Here is an 11,903-nt window from a genome sequence, read left to right as displayed (position 1 = left end):
TCATTCTCCTTGTATGCCAGTATCTTCCTCAACGTGCAACACTAATCCTGAAGAGCCCACAACAATAACCGGCCTATTTGCCGCAATAAAATGATGTGATGAAGCACTCCAAATTTCGCCACGAATAATCACCTGCCCTTTTCGATTAAGATCCCCTAACGTTTGTCCTTGACAACCAATTAAGACCTCCACACCATGACGTTGCTTTTGTTGGCGAGCTTTAATTACGCTGCCTAACACAATGATGAAAATAACAATATTCACCACAGCCATGCCCCAGATTACCGCCGAAGCAACATGGAAAGTATCCCCGGGGCTATCAATAAGCATGGCTGAACCAATAAGAAAAGCAATGGTTCCGCCAACGCCCAAAGAGCCAAAAGCCGGCAAGAAGGCCTCGGCAATAATAAAACCAATACCCACAATAATCAGTAAAAAGCCAGCATAATTCACCGGCAAAAGCTGCAAGGCATAAAAGGCAATAAGGAGAGCAATCGCTCCAATTACCCCAGGTAGAACAAACCCCGGATTAACTAACTCAAAGAAAATACCGTAGATACCCAACAGCAGCACCAAGTAAGCTACGGTGGGATTGGTAATTAAGGAGAGAAAATAGGTACGCCAATCCGGATTTATTCGTTGAATCTGGGGATTGCTCGTATCAAGCGTTATTTTTTGATTATTTTGGCTGACCACAGTCCCATTAAGCTGAATTAATAAATCCTGTTCGTCTTTGGCAATAAAGTTAATCACCTTTTGTTTTAAGGCTTCTGTTGCGGTGAGGGTTTCTGCATTTAATACCGCTTTTTGCGCAAAAACCGGATCTCGACCACGTAATTGTGCTAAGGCGCGTATAGTTGCTACTGCATCATTCGTTACTTTCTTATCCATAGTGTCCGGATGTTGTGGGCTTCCGGAAAATTCAGCACTAATATTAAGGGGACTGGCGGCACCTAATTGTGTTCCTGGTGTCATGGCAGCTACAGTTGCCGCATAGAGAATATAAGTTCCAGCGCTTGCGGCACGAGCACCTGTAGGACTTACATAAACCACAATGGGAACCTTAGAAGCTAAAAAAGCGTGTACGATGGTCCGCATCGACTCACTAAGACCTCCTGGAGTATCAAGCAGTACCAGAATTAAATCTGCATGCTGTGCCTGGTTTACATCACGCACGATGTAATCGGCCGTGGCCGGACCAACGGGGCCTTTAATGCTTAGTTCTACTATTTTTGTGGCATAAAGCGACGAAGAGTGAATAAAAATGAGGAGAAGTGTGATGATTATTTTTTTAGCTAAACTCAGATAACGCATAGCCATCCTTTATGCGAAGCATTATGTTTAAAGATAGCACAAAGAGGGAGGTGTGATTGTTTTTTAGACACTTTAGCTTGCTAGAGGACTGATATCCTCACATCACCGCGATCCCGCGGTAAGCCGCGGGAGGCAGAGAGACATCGATTAGAAATAAACGCCTATTTGTGCGGAAACAGTGTCTGCAGAGCGTCCTGTTCCTACAGTTGGCGCATTAATAACACCCGCTGGAGCATTACCATTAGCAAAATTATTTTTACCGTAATCCATATCATGTCGGTACTCAAGACTTTCAACAGTATCTTTCCAAATAGAAATGTTGTACACCCCAATGAGACGTTGGTGTGGTAAGTTCAGAGCTAAGGCATCTTTAGTCCATTGATAACCGAGACCAATCGATGAAGGACGATTAAAGCTCTTAAAGGTCACGCCAAACTCGGTTTGCAAGGCTTGCGGTCTCGCTCCACGTGCGTTAAAGCTTAAATCTTCCGCTCTAAAGGGTTGAGTAACTCCTACCCACTCGGCAGTCAAGTTAAAACGGTCAAAACCTAGGTTCCCATAAACATCCACCGCTTGGGTTTTACGAACAATTTCACTTCCATGCAATAAGGAGCCAAATCCCGCAAAGGTTCCAGGATTTGCGGCAGTATTTTGCATACCCGATGAGTCAGCGATTGAACTAATATAGCTCGCACCAATTTCCCCGGTCAGGTCACTAAAAGCAAAAGAATAACCTAGGTTAGCACCACCAACCCCTGATTTCCCTGATTGGGTGTCGCTGCGATAAATATACATTGAAGCAAAAGGTCCGCGATCCGTTTGTGATTTATATCCTAGAATAAAGGGGCGAGTCTTGGTACGTGCTAAATTCATTGTGAGCGGAGCACTAACCATCGCACTCGAGTAACGTCCAAATGGAGCATATAATTGCCCAGCAGTAAAATACAAGGGCGTTTTATCCAAGTTACCAATATTCACGAATCCCAGATTCAAGCTAAATGCCGAATTATTGATACGCGGACCGATTTCCGGAGGACTCTCATCATAAGCAATCGACATGTAGGCTTCGACGTTCTGGTTCAATGCAGCGGCTACCGCTAATTCACTGGAACCTAAAGTTAAATCGGTATTTGTTTCTCCCATGTAGGATGAGTTAACCATACCTATAGGTTCGGCTTTACCACTGATGGCAATAATTGGTCGTTCAGGAATGGGATAACCAATCTTTTTATAAGCATCATATAAACGACGACGTTGCTGCATTAAACGAATATCACGGTTAATACTGGAAATATTTACAATGTAATCCGAACCATCGAATGCAGGTCGCGATCCCAAATAGGGGGAAGTGACTACCGGGGTACCAGCAATGTAGGTCACTACACGATCATCCGCTACCAAAGCAGTAGGGTAAAAGCCGATCGATGCAGGTTTCGCTTCCGGAGCGTGAACCGTAATTGGTGAGGAATGATATTTAATTAGCTTCGCTTTTTTACGTCCTGCATGTTGATGTTTTTCACCTTGCGGAGCAGCAACCGTGGTAGAGCTCGGCGTTGCAGCAGCTCTTTGAGGACGAGCGGGTGCAACAGAGGATTTTGTTTTATGGGTTACCAGTTTTTTTTGTAAAGCAATTAATTGTGATTGCAGTTGTTGTGTTTGCTCTTGTAAACGTTCTATTTCACGTTGCAACTGTTGATCATTTTCCGCATAGAGTGGCGATGAAAAACAGACTAAAGCCAATACAAGTTTTTTAATCTTCATGCGGCTACTCCTGTTTATTATTTTTTACATCCACACAGGGTGGGGGCAGAAAGTATATCTTGTGAATTTAATGATGACTAGAGCTAAATTAAAACTTAATTGAAAAAATAATAGACAGGATAATTTTTAGAAGAGAGAGAAGGTGTATCCCGTATTAGATGAAGCCGTAATACGGGAACAATCAAGCATAGAATCCCGTATTAAATCGAGCTAATACGGGCAAAATGCCGTTGATGACTTATGCATTACCTACATACTTCAGACCAAAGTATGGACCAAAGAGTCCATAGTTCACAGTGCGAACTGGAGCAGTGGGTGATTGGAATTCTTGAGCAGCCAATGCATTGAAGTAGTTAAGTGCTTGATAACCTGCATCAATGTTTAGAGTACCTTCCCAGAAAGCATGTGCATAGTTCAAGCCAAGTTTTGCTTCTAAGCTTGGAACAATCGCTTTATTACGAGCATAAACATCCAAGAGAATAGCGTGAGCATTATCAACTACAAAACCTTCATGATAACGTGAGGTTCCAACCAGGATTGAACCCGTACCATTCGCCGTTACACTTAAGCCATTAAATAAAGCGTAAGAGTAATCAATTCCAGCAACCGGACCAATACCTTTAAAATCAGTATTATTAAATACGGAAACGGTTGACCCAAACAGAACTGGAATCAGTGGAGCGTTTAGGTAGTTAGTCGCGTTAGACTGAATGTTGGCGTATTGCATACCACCAAAGAAACGCATTTGCTTTCTGGCGCTTACATCTACATGCTGACCCAAAACGATATTGGCTTGATCGAAGTGATCGCGACTTTCATAATTTGCAGGAACTTGTACAAACCCGACAGACGGAATCGCTAAAGGAGCAAAAATATTATTGAAATCCGCTTTAGAATCCAGGTGCGTCCAATTGACGGTTATGTCATTACCTGTATTGAAGTAGAAAGAGCCCATTACACGGAAACCCCAACTCCAATCATCCCGTACATCAGCAACTTCGGAACTAACAGTAGCAGTTGTCCCGTTTGGAACGAGCTGCAGACTTTTGTGAGCGCTGTAGATAGGTTGCATGTACAGTGCATCAGCCCCTAATTCCCATTTTCTTGCCTCACAAGGAACAGTAACATTTCCAGGTGTACATACAGGCCCCATAGTACCAGCAGCAGCATAGCCACTTGCAAGCAATCCCAATACAGCAATAGTTGTCTTTTTTAGCATAAAAACTCCGTTTGAAAAAAAACCCATCAACTAATGATGGGCTTCACTAGGCTTATTTACACATTATTTGCTTGTCATTACGTCCAAGAAAATAATCATGCAAATAAACCCTAAGATCTTAATCAATTAAGAAATTAAACATTACCAACATACTTCAAGCCAAAGTACGGGCCTGAAGCACCAAAATCTGATCTTTTAGCAATTAATGCGGGGCTAACCTGTCGGTTTGGGCTAAAATAATTAAACCACATATAACCAGCATCCAAGTTAATATCACCTTGCGCCATTGCGTATGTATAGTTAGCTCCCAATTTCGCTTCTATCTCTGGAACAATCACCGTTGTAGAAAAACGAATGGGACTAACCGTAACTCCGGGAAGAATAGTTCCTGATACAGAATGGAAACCATCATCGTTAAACTTAGCAGTACCAACTAAAACAGCGGCTGCCCCCTTGGCATAAACGCCAAAGCCATTGCCAAACTCATAGGTCATATCAAGACCTGTGCGTGGGCCAAAACCATTAAACACGGAAACAACTTGGAAATTTTCGCTATCAGCAGGAGCCAAAACACCTAATCGGGTAACATCTACATCAGACGTTGGCTTGATGCGTGCAAATTGAAAACCGCCATGGAAACGCATTTTTTTATTCGCGCTAAAGTCAACAAACTGGCCTAGCTCTCCGTTCACTGCGTCCCATTTCACTTTGTCTTTGGCATAAACGTCGGTGGCAAAAAATGGCAGTGGCTCCATGAAGATAGGACGATTGGTTGAATCTAAATGGTACCAGGTTAAGGTGAAATCATTAGCGGTATTAAAGTGGTATGAACCTTCGAGCTGAAAGCCCCAGCTCCATTGCCCAGCTTGATCAAAAAATTCGTTCGAATTGCCGATGCTACGATAATAAGCAAAATCATGGTTTGACGTTGTTTGCAGGTATAGAGCTTGTCCACCGATACCCCAGGCGGTTTTAGTGCAAGGAACTGTAACATTACCCGGGGTACAAACAGGCCCCATGGTGCCAGCGAATACGGCACTGCTGCCAAAGGCAAGCACAGCCATCGCTGTTTGTTTCAAGTTTAACATGCATATCTCCACTTTCTTATTAGGGCCTGTAGCGCAAAGGCCTATTAATTTCCGTTTATTAGCTCATTCTAACTAGAAACTAGATTTCTTAGCAAGGGCATGCTATCGCTCTATAAAAGCACTGCGCCTCGCAAAATTATCCTCGATCAACTTTAGCAAAGTCAACATAATCCCCGAAATATCTTAGCGGATAATCTTTAAATATATGCTCTATATTTTAACCCAAAATAAAGACCTGAAATACTTAAATCAGTTGATCTATTTTCTGAAGTAACTGTTTGATTATTTGCTAGGTTATCCATAATATTTTGATTCCGGAATGGGTTAAAATAATTCACCCACAAATAGCCTAAATCAAAAAGAAAATCCCCTCTTTTTGTCGGATAACTGTAGTTAAGCCCGACACTGGCTTCAAGCTCGGGCACGATCGCTGAATAAGAACCACGCAGCGATGGTAAGGGTTCTGCCAAACCGGTAACACTTGATTTAATGGTCCCGACCAGCAAGGTGGTAGCCGCTTTAGCATACATAGTAAATCCATTACCTAAAATGTAATCCATATCAAAACCGGTACGTGGACCAAAGCCGTTAAATGAAGTATTGTAATGAAGACGTCTTGGGGGCGGTATGCTGTCGGCATCAAATAAATCTAGCAAATCTGCAGGGACAATAAATGCAACCCGTGCATTCATCGTATTTTTCAGCCGCGCAAATTGGAAGCCACCATGAATGCGATAATTAATATCTCGGCCAAGTTTAGCCAATTGCCCTAGCTCACCATTAACGGCATCCCATTGCGTTTTCAATGCTAAGCGCACATTCAGTGGATCAAATTCCCCTAAGGGGTTGAATTTTAAATTGCCACTGGCGCCATCCAAATGATACCAGCTTACGCTCAACTCATTACCGGTGTTAAACAAATAGGATGCCTGTAATTGATAGCCCCATCCCCATTGCCCGCCAAGGCCATTATAAATGTCATTATCTCCACGAGGATAATAGGAAAATTTTTGGTTAAAATTAGTTTGTAAATACAATGCATTAGCCGTTAGACTCCAGCCCATTTGCTGGCAGGGTACGGTTAGCGTTCCGGGAGTACATACAGGTCCCATGTTACCGGCAAAAAGCACTCCACTAGCCAAAGCGAGTACGATAAGGATCAGTCTTTTTAATACAAACACCCTGGTCTCCACGTTTATAATATATATGTATTCTCATTACTGCTTTTTTATAAACAACAAGCAGATAACTATGCATACCTTTTAAGGTCAACAGTATCCCTCATGCCAGAGAAATAAGTCAAGAAAATCAAATTGATAGTCATTTTTACAATGCACTCTTAGAGAGATTAGGATAAAGCGAATAGCACGAAAGAAAGGTGATAAAAGACAGAATAAGTCTACAAATAGGAAGAAGATAATAGTGGGATATCAGGGAGAACCCACCCCGTCAATTGAACGGGGTGGATAATGAAACTAGGCTAGTAATTAAACATTACCAACATATTTCAAACCAACATATGGGCCAGAAGCACCAAAGTCAGAAACATGGCTAGTCAAATCAACAGCAGAAACACGGTTGAACGCGTTGAAGTAGTTGAACCACATGTAACCAGCGTCTAAAGTAACATCACCTTGAGCCATAGAGTAAGTGTAGTTAGCACCTAATTTAGCTTCTAGTTCTGGGATGATTGCAGTTTTTGAACCATGGAATACAACAGCTGCATCAGGAAAATCCTGGAAGCCAGAAGTAAACTTAGTATTACCAACTAATACAGCAGCGGCTGCTTTAGCGTAAATACCAAATCCATTACCAAATACATAGTTCATGTCTAAACCAGTACGTGGACCGAATCCATTGAATTGCGTGCGGAAACCTTCAGCAGCATCAACAGTTAATGGAGCTACAACTGATGCATAAGCTGCGTTGTGCTTACCACGAGCCCATTGGAAACCACCATGGAAACGCATTTTTTTGTTCGCGCTGAAATCAACGAATTGACCTAATTCACCGTTAACAGCATCCCACTGGTGCTTAGTTGCAGCAGCAACAGTGAATGCATCACCGTCTACAGCACCGTTATAAGCAAAGCGATGAGTTCCAGTATCTAAATGATACCAAGTTAAAGTTACATCGTTACCAGTATTGAAGTGGTAAGAACCTTCTAATTGAAAACCCCAGTTCCAACGACTGTGATCGCGGAAGTTGCCGTTTACATCAGGAAGGCCAACGAATTGGTTGTTGTTAGCGATTTGCAAATCAATAGCTTGGCCACTGATGTCCCATGCAGTGCGCTCACAAGGAACAGTTACATTTCCTGGTGTGCAAACTGGGCCCATAGTACCTGCAAATGCTGCTGCACTGCTACCTAAAGCGAGTACCGCTAATGCTGTTTTTTTCAAACTAAACATGCGTAGTCTCCATATAAGTTATTATTAAGTTCCAAATTTTGTTATTAACTTACACAAAGAAGCTATTAACAAAACATGCACGCCGTTTTTTTGGCGTATGCATGAAAAGGAGAGCAGTATCTATATCGAGAGAAAATAAGTCAAGACAATTAGTTAAAAAACTAGAGTTTATAGTTATTTTTTTTAGGCTGCTGTATTTATTCGACCCAAAATGCGGATTAATAATTCATTGTGCGCGGATAATTAATTTGTGATTTTCTAAAAATCACCCCATTCCTTTAATGAGAAATGGGGTGAAAAAGTGGGAGATTAAGCAAAATGTAACATGTACAAATTAAACATTACCTACGTACTTCAAACCAACATAAGGACCAGAAGCTCCGAAGTCCAGAGTTCTTGCAGTAGTAGTAACAGAACTCACATTGCTTAATGCATTGAAGTAGTTGAACCACATGTAACCTGCATCTAATGTAATATCGCCTTGAGCCATTGAGTAAGTGTAGTTAGCACCTAATTTAGCTTCTAACTCAGGAACGATAGAAGTTTTAGAGCCGTGTAATGGATTTACCACTGTACCAAACTCAGAAGCGTATGAGTTAAACTTAGAGCTACCCACTAAGATTGCAGCTGCTGCTTTAGCATAAATACCGAAGCCATAACCTGTGAACACATAGTTCATGTCAAGACCAGTACGTGGGCCAAAACCGTTGTATTGAGTCTCACCATAAGAAGCGGTGTCAATTAAAGTACCTGGAGCACCAAAACCTACTGCGTGATCAGTTTTAACACGAGCCCATTGGAAACCACCATGGAAACGCATTTTTTTGTTCGCGCTGAAATCAACGAATTGACCTAATTCGCCATTAACAGCATCCCACTTACGACCTATGTTGGCGAAACCAGCTACATCAGCTATACCGGCAAAATCAGTAACGAATGCAAAACGGTTTCTGCTGCCATCTAAATGGTACCAAGTTAAAGTAACATCGTTACCTGTGTTAAAATGGTAAGATCCTTCTAATTGGAAGCCCCAATTCCAGCGACTGTGATCGCGGTACTGACCAGTAGCATCACCAATGAAGTAATCATTGTTATTAACGACTTGTAAATCAATGGCTTGGCCACCGATATCCCATGCAGTGCGCTCACATGGTACAGTCACATTTCCTGGAGTGCAGACAGGTCCCATTGTTCCTGCGAATACTGCACTGCTACCTAAAGCGAGTACTGCTGCTGTTGTCTTTTTCAAACTTAACATGCTAAGTCTCCGTTATATTTTTATTTTTATTAATTCTGAGTGTTTACTTGATAACTTACAATTTAAAAGTTACCAGCAGCATGCTTTCGTCGCTTTGGTTCGAAGCATGCAACACCATGAGTATGGCTTCGAAAATTAATAAAGCAAGCAAATTTGCAAAAAAAAATATAATATTTTTCATAAAGATACTTTTTTTAGGCACGGCCGCTATTTTTTAATCAGACTGACAACAACTCTCCTATTCTCAGCACGACCTGCATCTGTATCATTTCTAGCCACCGGCTTTAATGCGCCTAACCAAGTGACCGATAATTGCTCTTCCGGAACCCCTAAAGTAATTAAATAGTTTTGTACAGCCTGCGCACGGTATTGCGAGATTGCATTGTTATAGCCTTTACGACCACTTTCATCGGCATAACCAATAATACGAATCACTTTAATCTGACGATCCGCCGCGGTATAACGGGCAATTCGACGTAACTGATCCTTGTCTTGATCCGACAATTCGCGACTATCCGGAGCAAAATGAAAGACGCTTTCTCTCACCCGATCAAAACCAAAGGGTAATAGATTACTAATACATTGCTGATAGTGTGAATAAGGTGTTTGAAAGCCGCGAGGCGTCAATGCTACCGAAACATCAAAGCCTATATCCGAGCGATATTTAAATGTGGGCTCATAGCCTTGAGATAGATAGGTTAATAATTTTAAAGTTGAATCACGCTTTAGAAAGATTCCATAAGCTCCTGGGTTAATCATTAATGAGCCTACCGCATAGGTGACACCATCTGGCTTCCACATCGGAGCCCGGGCAATAAGCCGCGCTGGCAGTGGGCGAGTCACGGCATCCCATTTGCGTAACACGAAATGTGGCGGCTGAGCGGCGAATTGTTCGAAATACCCGATTCCATAATTTGGTATCGTTAGTGATAAACCACAACGGATTGGATTTCCAGTTACCTTCCAACTTTTTTCTCCTCCCATTGGCAAGGCATAATTGATTGGAGCCATTGCGAACGTTGTACTTACAGCTAGTGTGTAGCTAACTGCAACGCGTTTTACAAACGCATATCTCTTCTTACTGAATTCCATTATTAATAATCCCCATGATTGAATTCATGTTATCCTTAGATATCGACACTGTTTTAAGAATCTTTAATTATGAAATCACTAATTATCAGCCAGCCGGATGACTGGCATGTGCATTTTAGGGATAATGAGGTACTAGAACATACGGTAGCCGCCAGTGCCGCGCATTTCGCCCGTGTTTTAGTCATGCCAAACCTCAAGCCAGCCTTAACGACGTTGCCCGCAATTAGTGCTTATCGAAAGAGGATTCTCGGGGCCTTGCCCAGTGGACATGCCTTCAATCCCTACATGACCTTCTATTTAAACGAGTCGGTTAGCGCTGTGGAGTTAGAACAAGCCGCAAACACTTCCTATGTGTTGGGCGCCAAACTTTATCCTGCCGGGGCTACGACTAACTCAGAAGCAGGAGCCAAATCGCTGCGCGCGCTTTATCCTTTGCTTGAAGTAATGCAAGAGCAAAATTTAGTACTACAAATCCATGGTGAGGTAACCCATAGCGATATTTTTGAGCGTGAAGCCTTGTTCATCGAGGAGTATTTAAAACCTTTAGTCCTTAATTTCCCTAAGTTACGCATCATTTTAGAACATATTTCCACCGAAGCAGCGGTCAATTTTGTCAGCGAAGGCCCAGAAACGATTGCTGCGACCATTACCCCACATCATTTAATGTATAATCGTAACCAACTACTTGCCGGTGGTATTAGACCTCACTACTACTGCCTCCCTATTTTAAAGCATGAACGTGATCAAAAAGCCCTGCAACAGGCAGCCTGTAGCGATAATCCTAAGTTTTTTGCGGGCACGGACAGTGCCCCGCACAGTATTAACCATAAGGAAAATGCCTGTGGCTGCGCCGGAATTTATTCGGCCCCCTTTGCTCTGGCACTTTATGCCCAAGTATTTGATGAGTTAAACCAATTAACGAAACTTAATCATTTTATGAGTCATTATGGCGCTGAATTTTATCAATTACCCATCAATCAGCAGCAGGTTGAATTGATTAAATCACCGCAAGTCTTACCGAAAACAATGCCATTGGGTACAGAACAGGTTGTACCGATTGCTGCAGGTGAAACAATCCAATGGAGTATTCATGTCCCCTCTTGATAATGTATTAAGCAGTACAATGAAAGGCCGCTTTCGCGGCTTCTTACCCGTGGTGGTCGATGTGGAAACGGCGGGGATAAACCCGCAGAAAAATGCCTTGCTGGAAATGTGTGTCGTCTTGCTGACCATGGATAAACAGGGTAATTTACAACGTAGCACCAGTCACTTTGAACATATCCTACCCTTTTCTGGGGCCGAGCTGGATCAGAAATCGCTAGAATTCAACCAAATCGATCCCTTCCAGCCGCTGCGTTTTGCCTTAGATGAAAAAATCGCTTTGGAGCAGCTATTTAAACCTATTTTTAGTGCGATTAAGCAGCAACACTGCCAACGAGCGGTTTTAGTCGGTCATAACGCCTGGTTTGACTTGTTATTCGTTAAAGAGGCAGTCAAACGAACAGGACTCCAATCCCCCTTTCATGCGTTTACGTGCTTTGATACCGCCACTTTAGGTGGATTAATTTATGGACAGACCGTTTTAGCAAAAGCAGCGCAAGCAGCAGGGGTTCCATTTGACCCTAATGAAGCGCATTCGGCAATTTATGATGCAGAAAAAACCGCGGATTTGTTTTGTGAGATGACGAATACCTGGCGCAAGTTGCAACTAAATCATAAAGATAATGGTGAATAGAGAGGGAGCCCGTATTGCGCAAGGT

The 11,903-nt window shown here is 42.4% G+C and carries 10 protein-coding genes; 2 read left to right on the top strand and 8 right to left on the bottom strand.

The window, feature by feature from the left end:
• The 8 genes from ACD661_RS09295 to ACD661_RS09260 all read right to left on the bottom strand — a co-directional run bounded on the left by ACD661_RS09295 (nucleotide 1) and on the right by ACD661_RS09260 (nucleotide 10,143).
• Complete coding sequence (locus ACD661_RS09295) at nucleotides 1–1,314, bottom strand: NfeD family protein (protein ID WP_400187586.1); 1,314 nt, start codon at nucleotides 1,312–1,314, stop codon at nucleotides 1–3.
• A 147-nt stretch (nucleotides 1,315–1,461) separates the two neighbouring features.
• Nucleotides 1,462–3,075, bottom strand: a complete 1,614-nt coding sequence (locus tag ACD661_RS09290; RefSeq protein WP_400187585.1) for an LbtU family siderophore porin — start codon at nucleotides 3,073–3,075, stop codon at nucleotides 1,462–1,464.
• A 238-nt stretch (nucleotides 3,076–3,313) separates the two neighbouring features.
• On the bottom strand, nucleotides 3,314–4,294 hold the full coding sequence (locus ACD661_RS09285; RefSeq protein ID WP_400187584.1) for an Lpg1974 family pore-forming outer membrane protein: 981 nt from the start codon (nucleotides 4,292–4,294) through the stop codon (nucleotides 3,314–3,316).
• Between the two features lie 134 nt (nucleotides 4,295–4,428).
• Nucleotides 4,429–5,382, bottom strand: a complete 954-nt coding sequence (locus ACD661_RS09280; protein WP_400187583.1) for an Lpg1974 family pore-forming outer membrane protein — start codon at nucleotides 5,380–5,382, stop codon at nucleotides 4,429–4,431.
• A 197-nt stretch (nucleotides 5,383–5,579) separates the two neighbouring features.
• A complete protein-coding gene (locus ACD661_RS09275) occupies nucleotides 5,580–6,563 on the bottom strand; it encodes an Lpg1974 family pore-forming outer membrane protein (protein ID WP_400187582.1) in 984 nt (327 codons plus the stop codon).
• Between the two features lie 306 nt (nucleotides 6,564–6,869).
• Nucleotides 6,870–7,793 carry an Lpg1974 family pore-forming outer membrane protein gene (locus ACD661_RS09270; RefSeq protein ID WP_400187581.1) on the bottom strand — a complete coding sequence of 308 codons (924 nt, stop codon included), beginning with the start codon at nucleotides 7,791–7,793 and terminating at the stop codon, nucleotides 6,870–6,872.
• A 334-nt stretch (nucleotides 7,794–8,127) separates the two neighbouring features.
• Nucleotides 8,128–9,051: an Lpg1974 family pore-forming outer membrane protein gene (locus ACD661_RS09265; protein WP_400187580.1), complete on the bottom strand. Its 924-nt coding sequence runs from the start codon at nucleotides 9,049–9,051 to the stop codon at nucleotides 8,128–8,130.
• A gap of 207 nt (nucleotides 9,052–9,258) precedes the next feature.
• Nucleotides 9,259–10,143, bottom strand: a complete 885-nt coding sequence (locus tag ACD661_RS09260) for a flagellar protein MotY (protein ID WP_400187579.1) — start codon at nucleotides 10,141–10,143, stop codon at nucleotides 9,259–9,261.
• A 69-nt stretch (nucleotides 10,144–10,212) separates the two neighbouring features.
• Here ACD661_RS09260 and pyrC point away from each other — a divergent pair, with 69 nt between their 5' ends.
• Together pyrC and rnt are read left to right on the top strand one after the other, a co-directional pair.
• On the top strand, nucleotides 10,213–11,247 hold the full coding sequence (gene pyrC, locus ACD661_RS09255) for a dihydroorotase (protein WP_400187578.1): 1,035 nt from the start codon (nucleotides 10,213–10,215) through the stop codon (nucleotides 11,245–11,247).
• Nucleotides 11,234–11,878: a ribonuclease T gene (gene rnt, locus ACD661_RS09250; protein ID WP_400187577.1), complete on the top strand. Its 645-nt coding sequence runs from the start codon at nucleotides 11,234–11,236 to the stop codon at nucleotides 11,876–11,878. Before pyrC ends, rnt begins: the two co-directional genes overlap by 14 nt.
• The last annotated feature ends 25 nt before the right edge of the window (nucleotides 11,879–11,903 follow it).

Source organism: Legionella lytica, assembly GCF_044626755.1.
In the GTDB taxonomy this organism is placed as follows: Bacteria; Pseudomonadota; Gammaproteobacteria; order Legionellales; family Legionellaceae; genus Legionella; species Legionella lytica_A.
This window is presented reverse-complemented; position numbering and strand designations above follow the sequence as displayed.